Source organism: Catellatospora aurea (assembly GCF_042663325.1).
Taxonomy (GTDB): Bacteria; Actinomycetota; Actinomycetes; order Mycobacteriales; family Micromonosporaceae; genus Catellatospora; species Catellatospora aurea.
Map to the genome: position 1 here is coordinate 22,318 of NZ_JBHTAC010000024.1, position 16,087 is coordinate 38,404.

Here is a 16,087-nt window from a genome sequence, read left to right on the forward strand (position 1 = left end):
AGACTAACCTGCTGCAGATGACGAAGCTCGATCCGCCGCCGGCACCCGCACATCTCATCGAGGCGGTGTACGAGATCTTCGGCAGAAGGTGCCTGCTCTGTGCGGCGGAGCGTCCACTGAACGTCGCCCACCTTATCAACCGCCGTGACGCCCGCCATCTGGCGCAGCGAACGGTGCAGGGTTTCAATCCGGAGCAGCGCGCGACACTGGAAGCCAGAACGACATCGTGGCATCCAGGCGCCGTGCGCCGGAATGCCGAGCGCTACCACCACAATCTCGGAAACATGGTTCCGCTCTGCGCCAACTGCCACACTCTGCTCGACGGCACGAAGTACCACGACGTCACCGAGGACCAGGTGATCAGGCGCCGTGACGCCGCTCTGAACACCCCGGAAGTCCTGCGGCGGGTCATCGGCTTCGTCCGGGCCGAGATGTCGGGGCGGCCCAACCGCTGTGACTGCGCCGCGTTTGGCCGGCAGCGGCATTCGCGTACGGTCGACCCGGACGTTCTGAGCGCGCCGATCGGGTGGCTGTCCCGAGGATATCGGCGGGGGGTCATCGCGGACGATCCGTACGTCATCTCAGCTCCGCGGACCCACTGCTGGGACTGGCTACTCGACCACCTGCATCTCGGTCTTCCGTTGACCTACGGCTGTGCTAACCGGGTAGGCAGATGCGGGGAGCCCCCCAGGCCGGCGACAACGTTGTACGGCGAGCTGTCCGCGGGAGACATGGCCGAGATTCTCGGTATCGATGCAAAGCATCTATATCAGGAGTACCTGCGAAACCACGACGCGGATCCGTTCGGCATCCGCCTGGGACAGCGTCTCACGGCCCAACTGGAAAACCGGATCTGGATGAACACCGACCTCCAAGACCGGATCCACGACAAGATCCTGGAGCGGGTTGCCGACGAGTATGCCCGAAAGCCGCTTCGCGAGCGCGCTGCGGCCGGAGACCCGTCCGCACTGTATGCCCAGGCCACGCAGCTCGAGTCGACGAACCAGCGGGAACAGGCCATCGCCGTGTATCGCCAGGCGGCGCAGGCCGGAAGCGCCGATGCGATGCTCGATCTCGGGGTCCTACTGTACGAGGAAGGTGATCACGACGAGGCTGAATCGTGGCTGCGGACCTGTATCGCGGCGGGAGGTCCGTCGTTGAAGTCCCGTCCCCTCATGGCCCATCACCACTTGGCAGTCCAGCTCGCCGCACACGGCGAACTGGACGAGGCCGAGCAGCTCTATAGGGAGGCGGCTCAGGCGGGTAACCACGGATCGGCAAACAACCTGTCCACGCTGCTGCGGCGGCGAGGGCACGTCAAAGAGGCTGCACGCTGGCTCATGCGGGCCGCCAAGGCCGGCAACGCCAATGCCGCCTTCACGATCGGAGCCGAAGCATTGAAGAGCGGCAACCGTGCACGTGGCGAAGCGTGGTTGCGGCGGAGCGTGGAGGACGGCAGTTCCCTTGCCTTCGCAGTACTCGTCGTCGAGCTGGCCAGACAGGGACGGACCGCCGAGGTGCAGCAGCTGATGAATCATCCGTCGGCAGCGCGTCACCTCGAACAGCCGGTTGAGGTGCAGTTCTTTCGTTATTTTGCCGACGAGTCGGCGGACAGATGAGCGGCGCGAATCATGAGCAACGGGGACGGAGACGGAAGGCCTCTCGGACGCCCCTCTTCACCGCAGGCGACGACCAGTACACCGCGCTGCGGAGGGCACTCGATGCCGCACTGCGCGAGGCTCGGCTGCCCGCACTGGAGTGTTGCTCCGAAGATCAGGCAGAGATGCCTGCGCTCACGCACGGGAACGAACTCGCTGAAGGAATCAACGCTCCAAGGCGGACGAGGACGAGGCGGCGATAGGAGCGTAAGCGCCGATCGCCGCCAAGGGGCCATCACTGCTGGTCCTTACTCCTCCGCCGCACGACATCGAGTACATGCGGCGCCTTCGCTGCGGGTACTGATCGGGCATGCGCCGCATGCCGCACAGACGTATCGGTTCGGAACAGTCCGCGCCCAGCACGGAGACGCGAGAGCGTCCCGTCCGAACACACGCTCGACCCAACCGAGGCCGGTGACCTCTGAACTCGGTACGTCGCGCGTGGGCTCGAGGAGCGGTATCCGCGATTGGCAGCCGCCGCACCTCTCATGCCCCCATCTGAAACCGCAGTCTCGGCAGGTGACCGAGAAGACATCGCCTGCTCGGGTCACCTGTTCCGGCCCGGCGATCGCGTCGCAGCCTGGGCAGAGCGCCTCGATGGCCAGGTTCGGGCGCTGGCGCTCGCGCAGTTTGCGATGAACTCTGATCCAGGTGCGACAAACCTGGGCGTTGAATGCCAGCGGCCTCGTAGATGTCGAGGACGTCCTCGACGGCGATGGCACTCGCCGCGAGCTGTCTGATGGCGAGTTCCACGTCGGCCGGTGCGGCAAGGCCGACGTGGAACTCGCTGCAGCAGGTGGCTCGATGTTCCCGCCGGGAGCGCTGCTGCTGGTGATCGCCCGGGGCGATACCACGGGCACCGACAGGTTGTGCTCCGACGTTACTGCCGGGCTGGTCCAGGAGCGACATGCATGACGGGTGGTCCCCGCCTGGTCCCCTCTAGCGGCGTCCCGGGCATGACGGGACTCGTGGCAGATCTACCTGATCCCTCATCGCGGACGTTGGCTACCGAGATCGACCTCTACGATGCCTCTGTGAGCAGCGAACGCGCGGTGAAGTACTGGGATCCGATGCCGCATGTCGCCGTAGTCCTCCGGTCGTTGCCACAACACGGCCTGCGACCAACGCGCGACGAGATCTTTCAAGGCAAGTGGGAGGAACGCAACTGGCGCAACCCACCCGGACCCTTCTACGGAGCCATGACGGACAACTGCTGGGTCGGCCGGCTTCACGCACCCCGACACGTGCTGTACGGCGACGACATCGAGTACGAGCAGGAGTTCTTGTACCGGCAGCCGCGAACAGTTCAGGAACTCCAGGACGTGATCGTCGCCATGCAGGAGGATCCCTGGGCCGGTTGGGCGTGCGACGGTGACGCCTGGTGGACCCCGAGCCTCGTGCGGCAGTGGTGGCGCGAGCGCGGTCGCCTTCGCGACTGGATCACCGCGAAGTACCGCGAGTGGAGCGCCTCGGACCGCGCCGACGAGCGGGAGGCCGCGAACGGGCTCACGGACTACGTTGCCTACCTCGACGGCGACCTCGCCAGCCACCTGCAGGCATACATGTACTTCCTCGACAACGGTGCCGGTCCCGCCCTCGGTGACCGCCTGCCGGCACTCTAAGACCGCCGGCGGTGTTGGCGCGACCGCAGATCCGGATACCGATCGGCTCACCGCGCTCGGCGGGCTGTCTCCCCTTTGAGCTGCCGGACGGTTGGCGGGGCACCACGTCTATGTCGATGAACGTGCGTGGTGCCTGCGCTCATACCTCGATGCGGAGCCACACATCGCCGGCTCGCAGCCAGGAAACCGTCGCGGCCCTGGCCGGACCGCATCACCACACGGCCCGGTACTGCTGCCTCGCGTTGATCCGTAACGGTCCAAACGTCGTCGACCAGTTCGGCGCGGAACACTCGAGTCGATCGCTCATTGTGGATCCGCCGTGTCAGGATCGCGCGGTTGCCGCGCACCGCCAGCCCGTCTGGAGAGCGCACAGGACTGCGCCAACTGGTGACCTCGCCAGTCAGCGGCGATATCCGCGTCAAGAAGGTGTGACCCTCACGCGGGCTGGAGTACCACGCCAACCACACCTGGTCGCATTCCGTGGCCGCTGCGAAACCAGCCAACGGCCACTCGGGCAGCCGACCACCCGGCACCCAGATGACCTGGCCTCGGTCACCCCAGCCTGCGAGGCCGGCCGCTGATTGCGGATGGCCTCCATAGATCCCCTCATCACCGTTAGCAGTCCAGATCGAGCCGCCGCGGTCGGTCACCAGGACGTCGATGTCGTCACCGATGCAGAATGCGATCTGCTGCTCCCCTTCAGGGAGAGAACAGTTGCGTTCGGCGGCCACGAACCCGCTTCACCCCGGGGGACGCGACCCTCCACGAGCACCAGCCTCGCGGCGGCTCCCACACCACCTCCACGCCGACATCGTCCGACACCGGCCCCCCTTCGCTCGCAACCACGCAGCACCGAGACGGAGCGTACGGAGCGCAAACCGTCGCAACAACGATCGGGATGCCACTCGGCCGGGGAGCGGAGGAATGCCCCGCCACCCCCGGCCAACTTTGATCACCATTCCGCACGCGGAAGCAGGGTGTGGACCAGGGTAGGACCAGGGCCGGATCAGCGGAGACACCAATGAGAAGCTGCGGAGGGCGACATTGGCTCGTGCGCACCGATAGTGACCCGACGGCGATGTGGCTCTGATAGGAGGCGGCATATCCACCTCCAGCGGCGCTCAAGTGGCCGCCCCCGTGCGACCTGGCCTCGGCCGCCAGCAGCGATCCCTCAGGCGTACCAGTACCCCACGGCTTCGTTGCTGCTGGCTGCGTCGGCGTAGAAGCGGCGGAGTTCGTGGACGAGCTTCTGCAGGTCAGCCAGTGGTCTGCCTGGTCTGCCGCCCTCTCCTGAGCTGTAGGCACCGGTGAGATCGGCGGTTTCGTAGCGGCGTTGGAACTCTTCGTCGGTTAGTTCGATGAGGGCGCGGCTCGAGGAGCTCCTGGAATGCGGCAAGCAGCGGCGCGGGCAAGCGTCGGCGCGACCGAGGCGACCGCCCAGGCGGGCAGCGTGAGGTCGATGTCGAGAACGCCGTCGTCGCCGACGGTCAGCGTGCTGCGGTGCAGGCCGTCGGCGACGTGGCGCAGCTCGGCGGTCTGTTCCCGCGTGATGTTGAGCGGGGCGCCCATCTGGTACCAGGCCTCGGCGACGTTCCCGTGCTCCCAGTCGAGGATCTCCACGGTGAGCTCGGTGCCCGGGCGCAGTCCCTCGACCCGGTGCCGGACGCGGCGCTCGGGGCCCATCTCGGCGAGGGCTCGCGTCTCGGCGTAGCCGTTGCGGGACGCGAGCCCCGTCGTGCCCATGTCTGCGGGGTAGTTGTAGAAGATGGCCGACACGTCACCCGTCGCGGACGAGCGGGTGATGGCGCCGTCGGGCAGCTCGGCCAGGAGGCGGTCACCGAGGCGGTGGAGCATGGCCATCGCGTGGAACGTCGGCTTGTGCAGGCCGTTCTCGTTGACGAACCCGAAGCCTCCGTGGAAGGGGCCGATGCCTCCGCCGCCCTCCTCGAACACGTCGGTGAAGGTCCAGTAGGAGATCGAGTCGGCCAGCGGCGCGCCCTTGAGGAACGCCCGGACGATGTACGCGGCGGCGAAGAGCGTGTCGTGGATCGCGTCGCGGCTCGACGGCGAGGTCGACCACTCGGTGATGTGCAGCTCGGCATCCGGGTACGGGCTGTTCTCGATGATCGTGCGCAGGACCTGCAGGTCGGCATACGTGGCGTCCTTCTGGCGCGTGATCGCTTTGAGGGTGCCCAGGGAGTCCGCCGCGTAGTCGGTCGGATACAGGTGGGTGGACAGGAAGTCGATCGGCAGCCCGCGCTGCGCGCAGTACTCGATCAGCTCGTGGATCCACACCGGCTGCCAGTCGAGCTCGTCGGGATCGGTGGCCACCGCGGTCTCGACCTCGAGCGACGGGTCGTGGGTCTCTCCGGAGTAACGGGCGTCGGGGACGAACACGCTCGTCGACGGGCCGCCGACCCGCAGCCGGGGGTCGATGGCTTTGATCGCGCGCGCCGTGGCCTCGTACAGCTCGAAGTACTCGGTGCGCGTCCCGGTCCAGAAGTTGGGCACGAGGTTCGGCTCGTTCCACACCTCGAACGGCCACTGCCGCACCTCGTCGATGCCGTACCGCTCGATCCAGTGCCGCACGGTGGCGTCGACCAGCGCGACCCATCGGCCCATCTCCTTGGGCGGGCTGCAGTGCGCCTTCCACCAGAACAGCGTCTCGGTCCGGGTGGCGAGCTCGCGCGGCATGAACCCGAGCTCCACGAACGGGCGGGCGCCCGCGTCGAGGATCGCGTCGAACACCTTGTCGACATATGCGAACGTGTAGACCGGCTCGGGCAGCGGCTGGTTCGGGCCGAAGCCGCCGCCGTTGTCGGTCCGGTAGACGAACATGTCGTCGTGGAACAGGCCGTGGAAGCGCACGTGCCGGGCGCCCAGCACCTGGACGGCCTCGCGGAAGTGCGCCTGCCAGTCCGCCCGCAACGCCTCATTCGCGCGGCCGGCACCGACGCACTCGTTCCACACATGATGCAGCCGTACCTCGGCGGGTTCCTGTCCGTCGATCAGCAGGGCTGACGTCGCCTGCTCAGTCATGAGCAGCTCCTTCGCTCCGTCGGTGAGCAGGGCTTGCGAGCCCGGTGGGGTCGCTGACCCGGAACCAGTCCACGTCGACGTAGCCTCCGGGCTCGGCAGTGGCGTAGTTGAAGAGGGCGAACCGGTATCCGGTGAAGTGCGCGAGGTCGTATTGCATCCGCAGGGTGTCGCCCAGCCACGTCCAGTCGCCGCCGTCGTACGAGTACGCGAACGACGCCGTATCGACGGCATCCCGGAAGTCGACGTCAGCGCGCAGGTAGACGACGTCCGCCCGCAGCGGCACCGGTGCGCTGGTGAAGGCGATGACGCCGTCGCCGCCCGCCCGGCGCATCACCAGGCTCTTGGTCGCGCCCTCCATCGTCACGGCGATGTATCCGTACTTGCGCTGGTAGGCGGAGATGCCTGCGATGTCGCCGTCCTTCATGTGCGAGACGTCCAGCGAGATGGCGCCGGAGCTCGCGGGTCCGAGCGTGCGTTGGGTGAGGGTGTTGCGCGCATCGAGGATGCTCGACGCGATGCTGCCCGTGGTCAGCCGCAGGTGTCCGGGCCGCTCGGTGAGCGACCAGAACCGGTTGTCCGGGTTGTGGTTCCACTGCCACTGGAGCCCCAGGTCCGACCCGTTCCATGCGTTCTCGGCGGACGCTGCCAGGTGGTCCGCGTTGGCCGTGTTCCAGTGGCCCGCGCGCTCGAGGAGGTTGGCGAAGTCGTCCGAGGCGACGACGGCGGCCCCGTCACCGGCCGTCCGTGCGGCCGCCGCGGGCGCTTGCGGATGGAGCGCGAACACCGGCCACCCGTCGTCGTCCCAGGTCACGCCGATCAGCTGAGGCGCACGACCCAGCGGGCCCTCGTCCTGGAACAGCATGGCGTACCACTGTCCGTCGGATGTCTGGAAGACTCCTCCCTGGGCGACGCCGGTTCCGGGTCGGCCCCCGACCGTCACGCCCTGGCTGAGCACGACCCGGCCCTCCCACACGCCGCCGGCCGACTGCGGCGTCAGCGACGTCGACCGCCACAGCACCTCCTGGCGGATGCCACCCGACGGCCACTCGATCATGAAGACGTAGTAGTAGTCCCCGATCTTGTACGCGTGCGCGCCCTCGGCATTCAGTCCGCTGGTCTGGCCGACGTTGGCGTCCTGCACGAGCCGGGTCGCCGGGCCGTCCCAGGCAAGGGTCCCGTCGTCGTGCCGCCGCAGCCTGCGCAGGTCGATCGACCCGCCACCGTAGACAAGCCAGACGTCGTCGCCGTCGAACAGCAGCGACTGATCGTGGGCGTACCCGTCGAGCACCGACCTGGTCCACGGCCCGTGCTCGATGTCGGGAGTCGAGTAGACGTACGTCTGCTGCGTGGTGAGGCTGCCGACCGACACGTAGTAGGTCCCGTCATGGAACCTGATGCTCGCTGCCCAGCTGCCCTGGCCGTACGCGTCCTGGCCGTTGCGCAGCGCCAGCGCGTCCGTGTCGTCGAGGATCGCCGCGGTGTACCCGGCGATGGACCAGTGCGCCAGGTCGCCCGAGCGCATGATCGGGACGCTCGGCGCGAAGTACATGGTCGTGCTGACCATGTAGTAGTACCGGCCGTCGAAGATGACGTCCGGGTCGGGCACGTCCGCGAAGATGACGGGGTCGGTGACGTCTGCCCGCGCCCCGCCGTCGCGGATGTTCACCTCCGGCCGGTCCATCAGCGCAGCTCGAGCGCCACGGTGACGTAGGAGTGGGCAGGCAGCTCGACCTCGAGCCCTCGGGGGTGGGGGTGCACGCCGGCATGGTCGGTAGGGGCGACGGCGTCGAGCTGTTCGGCAGTGTTGTGCGCGTCGAGCGCCTTGGCGGTCAGCACCCGCGCTGTGTGCCCGACGACATCACGGCCGCGCAGGTCCAGGACGAGGGTGCGGTCCGTGTCGGCGTCGAGGTTGGACAGCGAGACCAGGGCGGTGTCGCCCTTGACCGACGCGGACGCCGAGACGAGAGGCAGCTCGGTCGCGCCGACGGCGCGAGTCTCGACGCCGCGCAGGTGCACCGCGAGGGCGGCGGCGTCGTGGTGGCCGGTGTTCATGGCGAAGACGTGGTACGTCGGGGTGAGCACGAGCGCCCCGCTGTCGGGGTCGGTGAGGATCATGGCCTGCAGCACGTTGACGGTCTGGGCGATGTTCGCCATGACCACGCGCTCGGCGTGCCGGTGGAACGCGTCGAAGTGCACGGCGGCGACCAGGGCGTCGCGCAGCGTGTTCTGCTGGTACAGGAACCCGGGGTTGGTGCCCTTCTCCACGTTCCACCACGTGCCCCACTCGTCCACGACCAGGCCGACCTTGCGGTGTGGGTCGTAGCGGTCCATGACCGTGGAGTGCCGGGTGAGCAGCTCTTCCATGCGCCGGGCGCGGGCCATGGTCACGTACCACTCGTCCGTGCTGAACCCGGTGGCGTCGCCCTTGTCCGACCACGGCCCGGCCATCGTGTAGTAGTGCAGCGACACGGCCTGGAACGGGCCCGCCGAACCGGCTCGGTCCGCTGCCAGGTCGTCGAACGAGCGCATGAGCGTCTCGGTCCAGTGCAGGTCGGCCTCGTTCGCGCCCGCCGCGATCCGGTACAGCAGGTTGCCGCCGTGGTTGCGGCAGTAGGTGGCGTACTGCCGGGCCAGCGACGCGAACTGTTCGGCGCGCAGGTTGCCGCCGCAGCCCCACGCCTCGTTGCCCAGTCCCCAGAACGGCACGCGCCACGGCTGTTCGCGCCCGTTGGCCCGCCGCAGCGCCGCCATCGGTGAGTCGTCCGCCCGGGTCAGGTACTCCACCCACTCCGACATCTCCGCCACCGACCCGGACCCCACGTTCCCCGACACGTACGGGTCCGCACCGAGCAGCTCGCACAGGTCCATGAACTCGTGCGTGCCGAACGCGTTGTCCTCCACCACGTCGCCCCAGTGCGAGTTGACCATCCGCGGGCGGCTCTCGCGCGGGCCGACGCCGTCACGCCAGTGGTAGTCGTCGGCGAAGCAGCCGCCCGGCCAGCGCAGGTTCGGGATCGAGATCGCCCGCAACGCCTCGACCACGTCCGAGCGGATGCCCCGCACGTTCGCGACCGGCGAGTCCTCGCCCACCCAGAACCCGCCGTAGATGCACCGCCCCAGGTGCTCGGCGAAGTGCCCGTACACGTGCCGGCTGATCGTGGCGCCGGGCAGGTCGAGGTCGATCACTGCGATCGTGCTCGTCGTCATCAGATTCCTTCCGTGGATACTCCGGCCTTCAGGCCGGAGAGGAAACGGAGCTCCTGCGCAGCAGGACAGGCACAGCCGATCCGCCGCCTCGGCGGACCGGCGTACACGCTGGCGCGCAAGGCGGAGGTGCGCGCAGAGGTGCTCACAGCTTGGTTCCCTTCGACCGAACCGGGCTAGCGGGGCGCGCGGCGTTGCGCGCGTGAGTGCACGGCCCTACGCGCCACCGCGGGTGGAGCCACGCACCACGAGACTGACGGGCGCGACGACGTGCTCGGCTGGGCCGGTCCAGCCCGCCATCTGCCGGCGCAGCAGACCCACTGCGGTCTCGGCGACACCTTCATGGTCCGCGTCGACGGAGGTGAGGCCGGGCGGGACGAACCTCGCCATGTCGAGGTTGTCGAACCCGGCGAGCTGGACGTCGACGGGCACCCGAAGCCCGCTCTCTGCCAGGGCCGCGATCGCGCCGAGTGCGATGACGTCGGTGACGGCGAAGACGCCGTCGAAGGGCAGACCGGACGCGATGACGTCGAGCAGGGCCTCGCGTCCGGCCGCCGACGTGTAGGTGGAGACGGGCACCACATGGCGTGCGTCGACATCGAGGCCGGCATCGCGAAGTGCGCGCTCCCAGCCAGCGCGGCGGTCCGACGACATCATGTGCGCGGTGTCGAATGTGCAGCCCAGCGCAAGGATGCGTCGCGAGCCGTGCTCGATCATGTGCGCTGTCGCGAGGCGGGCGCCCTCTTCGTTGGCCAGCCGCACGTGGTTGAAGCGGTCGGGCACGTCACGCTCGCCGAGCAGCACGATCGGCTTGGGCGTGCGCACGCGGTCCAGCTGGTCGCGGTCGAGGCCGGCGACGGACAGCAGGACGCCGTCGTAGTACTGCAGTCGCGCGACGCTCACCGCCGCCATCTCATGCTCCGGGCTGGCGCTCGTCCGCTCGAGGACGAGGTGCCGTCCGTCGGCCTCGATCAGCGGCGCGATCTTGTCGGCGATCTCACCGAAGTAGTCGTGGAAGCTGGGCACGATGAAGGCGACGGTGTCGGTCCGTCCCGCGCGCAGGTGTCGCGCGGTCAGGTTGACCTCGTACCCCAGAGCCGCGACGGCGGCCATGACGCGGGCACGCGTCGGCTCGTTGACCGGGAGGCGCTCGTTGAGGACGTTCGACACGGTCATGGTCGACACGCCCGCCTCACGGGCGACGTCCGCCATCGTCACCCTCGCCATGTGTATCCTCCTGTGCGCGACGTTCTGCCACCCCAGCAACCTCTGACGAGAGGCTCGCGGCTCGGCCATACCGCGGGGTGCCGTCATATTATCGATAAAATACGGCTTGGCAAGTGAGTCCTCCGCGCCTGACGGCTCGAGATCGACGGCGTCACCGCCCCGGACCCGCGGTGCGCGTGCCTTTCCCGGTGTCCATCCGGCGGGCAATGCCGACAGATGGTGACGATGTCGGCGTACGAGCGAAGGCACCCAGCCGGGTACGGCTCAACGTACCCGGCTTCGCATGATCCAGAGTCGACTGTCGCGACGCCGGGTGGGGCATGCCGCCTGTCGGCGTTGGGTAGCTCGTCGTCCGCCGGAAGAGCGGCGGCGGGCTCGAACCAGCGCGGCCGGCCGGCCGCTTCGCGCACGCCGCGCCGGGCAGCTGCCAGGTCCGAAGTGGCCGAAATGAACGGGCAGTCACGCTGCGGAATCGATCGCGTACGGAGCTGGGTGCGTTCAGCCGCACCTACCCGTCCACGCCAACCTGTACGCCGGCAGGGCGTCGTTCTGCAGGGTGTGGCGCATGCGGCTCCTCGCGTGTGGACCGGGACGTCACGGCGGAGTCTCGGTAGTTGCGCGGGGCTTGACGGAACTCGATCGCCTCTCTACTTTATCGCTAAAATCACGCCGCGGTTAAGACGCGAGCCCGAATTCGCGTCCGCGGCGCACAGCTTCCGGTCAACATCGCCCGGACAGTTTTCTCACAGCAGAGAGGTCCGGACAGTTCCCGAAAGGAGAGACATGAAGCGCACCCTTAGACTCGGCGGCCTGCGCCGGGCCGGGCGGCAGCTCGCCGTGGCCGCCACGGCCATGGCACTGATCGCCCTGCCCGCCTGCACGTCGGACGAGAGCGCGGACGACTCGGAAACGCTGAGCCCCAGCAACCCGACGACGCTCTCGGTCTGGATCACGTCGGCCCAGCAGGCCCCGGCACCCGACAACAAGATCACCAAGCTGCTCAAGGACAAGCTCGGTGTCACCCTCACGTACGAGATCGTCACGCCGGACAACGAGGACCAGAAGATCGGTGTCATGCTCGCGGGCGGTCAGTACCCCGACCTCATCGGCACCGGCGACCTGAAGCAGCGTTTCCTGGAGGGCGGCGCTCTGCGGCGCCTGGACGACATGCTGAAGACTGGGACCTACCCCAACCTCGCCGCGCACGTCAAGGACGACATCAAGAAGATGAGCTACTCGGGCGATGAGGTGGACAAGGGCCTGTACATCTTCCCGAACTACAACCGCTTCTACGGCGACATCACCGGCGGCACCTACTACGGTCCCGCGTTCTGGATCCAGAAGCGTGTGCTCGCCGACGCCGGCTACCCGGACCTAGGCAACATGACGCTCGACCGCTACTTCCAGCTCATCTCGGACTTCAAGGCCAAGCACCCCCAGACCAACGGCGCCCCGACCGTCGGCTTCGAGATTCTGGCGTCCAAGGGCCGTGAGTGGGGTATGACCAACCCGCCGGCGCTGCTGGCAGGCTCCCCGAACAACGGTGGCGTCATCGTCGACGGCAACAACAACGCGTCGATCTACGCCGACAAGGACGCCGCGAAGAACTTCTACAAGGTCCTCAACCAGCAGTACAACGCGGGCCTCGTCGACCGCGAGTCCTTCACCCTGACGTTCGACCAGTACACCGCCAAGCTGGCCACCGGTGCCGTCCTCGGCATGCACGACCAGGGCTGGAACTTCGGGACCGCCACCCAGTCGCTGCAGAGCGCCGGCAAGGACGAGAACACCTACGTGCCCCTCATGCCCGTCTACGACGGGGTGACGCCCTGGTACGCCGACCGCGCCGTCATGAACATCAACCAGGGCTTCGGCGTCTCGGTCTCCAGCAAGCAGCCGAAGAAGGCACTGAAGTTCCTCGACACCATGCTCAGCGAGGAGTGGCAGAAGACGCTCTCCTGGGGCATCGCCGGCGAGGACTACCAGGTCGGCGCCGACGGCGTCTTCTCCCGCACGGACGAGCAGCGCAAGAACTACAAGGACATCACCTGGCGTTCCCACAACCGTCTCGACGCGCTGCTCGACATGCTGCCCAAGCACCAGGGCAAGTTCTCCGACGGCAACGCCTACAGCCCCGACGACCAGCCCGCCGAGTTCTACGCGACGCTGAGCGACTACGACAAGAACTTCATGGCCAAGTACGGCAACAAGAAGACCTGGCTTGACTTCGTGAACAAGGCGCCGGACAACCCCAAGTACTACCCGGCCTGGAACATCAAGCTCTCCGACGAGGCCAACCAGGTCAACCAGCAGCTGACCGACACCAGCGTGCAGAACCTGCCGAAGATCATCGCCGGCAATCCCGCCGACTTCGACAAGAACTGGCAGGCCTACGTCGACTCCATCCACAAGGTCGACGTCAAGGCGTACGAAGACGCCGTCAACGCCGGCATCAAGAACCGTCTGGCCAACTGGTAACAGTCTGCGAGCAGTCGTGGTGGGCGGCATGCGCCCCCACCACGACGCGTTCTCGATTACCGCCCACTGCTCCTGACGAGGTTGGACAGATGTCGGACACCACGGTCAGCACCCCTGTGCCCGCCTCCGGGGCCGAACCGGCCCCGGAGCCCGCGAGCACCTCGCGTGCCCAGCGGCGCAAGGCCCGAAAGAACGCGGCGAAGGATCCCAAGCGCAAGATCACCTGGGACAGGGTCTGGGCGCAGCGAGCCCTGCTCGCGATGGCCGTCCCGCTGCTGCTGTACCAGATCCTGTTCAAGTACGTCCCGGTCTACGGCTGGGCGATCGCCTTCCAGCGCTACAAGCCGGGTCGCGGCAGCATCTGGAACCAGCAGTGGGTGGGCCTCGAAAACTTCTACAACCTGTTCACCGGTGTCAACGGTGAGCGGTTCCGCCAGGTCGTGGTCAACACGATGGGACAGTCGGTCCTGACCCTGATCGTCGGGACCTTCGGGGCCATCGTCCTGGCGCTGCTGCTGAACGAGGTCAAGAACCTGCCGTTCAAGCGGATCATGCAGAACATCACGTACATGCCCCACTTCCTCAGCTGGGTGATCGTGGCGAGCCTGGCATCGGTGGCGCTCTCGCTGCCCTCCTCCGGCGGGTTCATCAACCAGGGCCTCATGAGCCTGCACATCGTCGACGAGCCGGTCCTGTTCCTGACCCAGCCGAACTACTTCTGGGAGATCGTCGCCGGGACGAACCTGTGGAAGGAGCTGGGCTGGAACACGATCCTCTACCTGGCCGCGATCACTGCGATCGACCCGGGCCTGTACGAGGCCGCCGAGGTCGACGGAGCGGGCCGCTATCGCAAGATGTTCAGCATCACGCTCCCGAGCATCAGGCCAACGATCGTCGTGCTGCTCATCATCAACAGCGGCTGGATCCTGTCCACGAACTTCGAGCTGCCGTACTTCCTCGGCAACGGCCTGGTGTCCGAAAAGTCCGAGACCATCGACGTCTTCGTGCTGCGCTATGGCTACCAGCTGGGCAACTACAGCCTCGCCGTCGTCGCGGGCATCTTCAAGACCATCGTCGCCGTCATCCTGGTGGGCTCGGCGAACCTAGCGGCCAAGCGCCTCAACCAAGAGACGCTGGTCTAGGAGGACTTCATGTCAGGCACCACTGTCGCGAAGCCTCTGCCGCGGCGCGCATCACGTGGCGGGTCACGGCGTCGCAAGCGGACGGTCGAGCAGATCATCTTCACGACGCTCAACACGACCTTCCTGCTGGCCCTCGCGGCGCTCATGATCTACCCGCTGCTGAACACGCTCGCCATCTCCCTCAACGACGGCAACGACGCCGTCCGTGGCGGGATCGGCATCTGGCCTCGGGTCTTCTCGCTGCAGAACTACAACGTCGTGTTCAACATGACCACGATCTACCAGGCGTTCGTCATGAGCGTCCTGAAGACGGTCGTGGTGGTGGCGACAAACCTGCTCTTCACCTCGATGCTCGCCTACGCGCTCAGCCGCAAGGAGTTCATCTTCCGCCGCTCGATCACCCTGATCTTCGTGCTGACGATGTACTTCGACGCCGGGCTGATCCCCAACTACCTGCTCATCAGGGACCTGGGCATGCTGAACAGCTTCCAGGCCTACTGGGTGCCGACGATCATCAGCGCGTTCAACCTGATCGTCCTGCGCACGTACATGAAGTCGATCCCCGACGAGATCATCGAGTCGGCACGGACCGACGGCGCGGGCGAGTTCCGCATGTGGTGGCAGATCGTGATGCCGCTGTGCAAGCCCGCGCTGGCCGTGGTGGGTCTGTTCGTGGCCGTGGCCAGCTGGAACTCCTGGCTGGACACCCTGCTCTACAACTCGGGCGATCAGGCGTTGTCCACCCTGCAGTACGAGTTGCAGAAGCTACTGGCGAGCTCGATGAACGCCGGCATGAACTCCGTTGCCGCCACGGGCAGCGCGCAGTCTGGCGGGCAGGTCACCACACCGATCGCGCTGCGATCGACGATCACCGTGGTGGCGGCCGTCCCCATCCTGTTCGTCTACCCGTTCCTGCAGAAGCACTTCGTGTCCGGTCTCGTGATCGGCTCCGTGAAGGGCTGACGGCGGCGGGCTCCCTCCTGCCGCGGCAGGCCGACCCCGTCCTCAGCACCCCGCAACTCCACACACGGAAAGGCCCCGACCATCTTCCGTTACCACCCCGCGTCGCGACTGTGGCGCATCCTGGACTCGCTCGGCTCCGTCATCGTGATCAGCCTGTTCTGGCTCGTGAGCCTCGGCCTCGTCGTGACGGCGGGAGCGGGAACGGTGGTCGCCTACGAGGTGTGCCGCCGCTACGTCCTGGGCAAGGACGCAGGCCTCTGGGCCATCGCCACGAAGGCCTTGCGGCAGAGCTGGAGGCAGGCGACCGTCATCGGCCTGCTGGCCGTCCCGGTCGCGGCCGCGGGCATCCTCACGCTCTCCTACCTGCCCACTCTCGGGCTGGCCGAAGTCTGGGTGCCGCTCATTGTCGTCGGACTTTTCCTCCTGCTCCTGGTCTTCTGGTGCCTTCCCCTCGCAGCGCGCTTCACCAACCCCACCTGGCGCCAGTTGCTCAACGGGCTCACGTTGGGGCTGACGACGCCCAGCCTGACGTTCCTGCTCGGGATCGCCGTGGTCCTCGGGGGCGTCGCCATCTGGAACTTCATGCCCGCGGTGTTCGTGATGCCCGGCCTGATCCTCCTGTGGTGGTGCTACCTGCTCGAGGGGTTCTTCGTCGCCCGGGGGTACGTGCAACCGGAGCCGAAGGAGGCGGAGGTCTGACGCTCTCCAGCCGAGGCCGCTCAGATTTCGAGTCGCAGCTCGAGGTCACAACCGA

Annotated in this window: 12 protein-coding genes; 7 read left to right on the forward strand and 5 right to left on the reverse strand. The window is 67.2% G+C overall.

Translation table 11 applies throughout. From position 1 onward, the window contains the following. The first annotated feature begins 17 nt into the window (after nucleotides 1–17). Nucleotides 18–1,619 (forward strand): tetratricopeptide repeat protein, encoded by a 1,602-nt coding sequence (locus tag ACFQO7_RS22360; RefSeq protein ID WP_376808174.1) that lies wholly within the window; start codon nucleotides 18–20, stop codon nucleotides 1,617–1,619. A 525-nt stretch (nucleotides 1,620–2,144) separates the two neighbouring features. Here ACFQO7_RS22360 and ACFQO7_RS22365 read toward each other — a convergent pair. Continuing rightward, on the reverse strand, nucleotides 2,145–2,411 hold the full coding sequence (locus ACFQO7_RS22365; RefSeq protein ID WP_376808250.1) for a type I restriction enzyme endonuclease domain-containing protein: 267 nt from the start codon (nucleotides 2,409–2,411) through the stop codon (nucleotides 2,145–2,147). On the opposite strand from ACFQO7_RS22365, the gene ACFQO7_RS22370 reads away from it, so the two are divergent. Together ACFQO7_RS22370 and ACFQO7_RS22375 are read left to right on the forward strand one after the other, a co-directional pair. Continuing rightward, nucleotides 2,310–2,573, forward strand: coding sequence for a hypothetical protein (locus tag ACFQO7_RS22370; protein ID WP_376808253.1), 264 nt, complete (start codon nucleotides 2,310–2,312; stop codon nucleotides 2,571–2,573). The genes ACFQO7_RS22365 and ACFQO7_RS22370 overlap by 102 nt on opposite strands. Before the next feature lie 86 nt (nucleotides 2,574–2,659). Then, nucleotides 2,660–3,280, forward strand: a complete 621-nt coding sequence (locus ACFQO7_RS22375) for a hypothetical protein (protein WP_376808175.1) — start codon at nucleotides 2,660–2,662, stop codon at nucleotides 3,278–3,280. 1,350 nt (nucleotides 3,281–4,630) lie between these two features. Here the strand turns inward: ACFQO7_RS22375 and ACFQO7_RS22380 are convergent. The 4 genes from ACFQO7_RS22380 to ACFQO7_RS22395 all read right to left on the reverse strand — a co-directional run bounded on the left by ACFQO7_RS22380 (nucleotide 4,631) and on the right by ACFQO7_RS22395 (nucleotide 10,735). Then, nucleotides 4,631–6,319 carry a GH39 family glycosyl hydrolase gene (locus ACFQO7_RS22380; RefSeq protein WP_376808176.1) on the reverse strand — a complete coding sequence of 563 codons (1,689 nt, stop codon included), beginning with the start codon at nucleotides 6,317–6,319 and terminating at the stop codon, nucleotides 4,631–4,633. Then, entirely contained in the window at nucleotides 6,312–8,000 is a 1,689-nt protein-coding gene (locus ACFQO7_RS22385) for a glycoside hydrolase family 43 protein (protein WP_376808177.1), read from the reverse strand. Before ACFQO7_RS22385 ends, ACFQO7_RS22380 begins: the two co-directional genes overlap by 8 nt. Continuing rightward, the gene (locus tag ACFQO7_RS22390) at nucleotides 8,000–9,526 is read right to left on the reverse strand and encodes an alpha-N-arabinofuranosidase (protein WP_376808178.1); all 1,527 of its coding nucleotides are present in this window, start codon (nucleotides 9,524–9,526) and stop codon (nucleotides 8,000–8,002) included. The genes ACFQO7_RS22385 and ACFQO7_RS22390 overlap by 1 nt, the downstream gene beginning before the upstream one ends. Nucleotides 9,527–9,739: 213 nt before the next feature. After that, nucleotides 9,740–10,735, reverse strand: a complete 996-nt coding sequence (locus ACFQO7_RS22395) for a LacI family DNA-binding transcriptional regulator (RefSeq protein WP_376808251.1) — start codon at nucleotides 10,733–10,735, stop codon at nucleotides 9,740–9,742. A gap of 798 nt (nucleotides 10,736–11,533) precedes the next feature. Here ACFQO7_RS22395 and ACFQO7_RS22400 point away from each other — a divergent pair. From ACFQO7_RS22400 to ACFQO7_RS22415, 4 genes are all read left to right on the forward strand, one after another. Then, nucleotides 11,534–13,228, forward strand: coding sequence for a type 2 periplasmic-binding domain-containing protein (locus tag ACFQO7_RS22400; RefSeq protein WP_376808179.1), 1,695 nt, complete (start codon nucleotides 11,534–11,536; stop codon nucleotides 13,226–13,228). An 89-nt stretch (nucleotides 13,229–13,317) separates the two neighbouring features. After that, nucleotides 13,318–14,370: an ABC transporter permease gene (locus ACFQO7_RS22405; RefSeq protein ID WP_376808180.1), complete on the forward strand. Its 1,053-nt coding sequence runs from the start codon at nucleotides 13,318–13,320 to the stop codon at nucleotides 14,368–14,370. 9 nt (nucleotides 14,371–14,379) lie between these two features. Further along, nucleotides 14,380–15,333, forward strand: coding sequence for a carbohydrate ABC transporter permease (locus tag ACFQO7_RS22410; RefSeq protein ID WP_376808181.1), 954 nt, complete (start codon nucleotides 14,380–14,382; stop codon nucleotides 15,331–15,333). A 144-nt stretch (nucleotides 15,334–15,477) separates the two neighbouring features. Further along, a complete protein-coding gene (locus ACFQO7_RS22415; RefSeq protein ID WP_376808182.1) occupies nucleotides 15,478–16,032 on the forward strand; it encodes a DUF624 domain-containing protein in 555 nt (184 codons plus the stop codon). The last annotated feature ends 55 nt before the right edge of the window (nucleotides 16,033–16,087 follow it).

Bases quoted from the DNA above. Each gene is read 5' to 3' on its own strand.
- ACFQO7_RS22405 (WP_376808180.1), top strand. From the start codon at position 13,318: ATGTCGGACACCACGGTCAGCACCCCTGTGCCCGCCTCCGGGGCCGAA.
- ACFQO7_RS22360 (WP_376808174.1), top strand. From the start codon at position 18: ATGACGAAGCTCGATCCGCCGCCGGCACCCGCACATCTCATCGAGGCG.
- ACFQO7_RS22410 (WP_376808181.1), top strand. From the start codon at position 14,380: ATGTCAGGCACCACTGTCGCGAAGCCTCTGCCGCGGCGCGCATCACGT.
- ACFQO7_RS22390 (WP_376808178.1), bottom strand. From the start codon at position 9,526: ATGACGACGAGCACGATCGCAGTGATCGACCTCGACCTGCCCGGCGCC.
- ACFQO7_RS22385 (WP_376808177.1), bottom strand. From the start codon at position 8,000: ATGGACCGGCCGGAGGTGAACATCCGCGACGGCGGGGCGCGGGCAGAC.
- ACFQO7_RS22400 (WP_376808179.1), top strand. From the start codon at position 11,534: ATGAAGCGCACCCTTAGACTCGGCGGCCTGCGCCGGGCCGGGCGGCAG.
- ACFQO7_RS22380 (WP_376808176.1), bottom strand. From the start codon at position 6,319: ATGACTGAGCAGGCGACGTCAGCCCTGCTGATCGACGGACAGGAACCC.
- ACFQO7_RS22395 (WP_376808251.1), bottom strand. From the start codon at position 10,735: ATGGCGGACGTCGCCCGTGAGGCGGGCGTGTCGACCATGACCGTGTCG.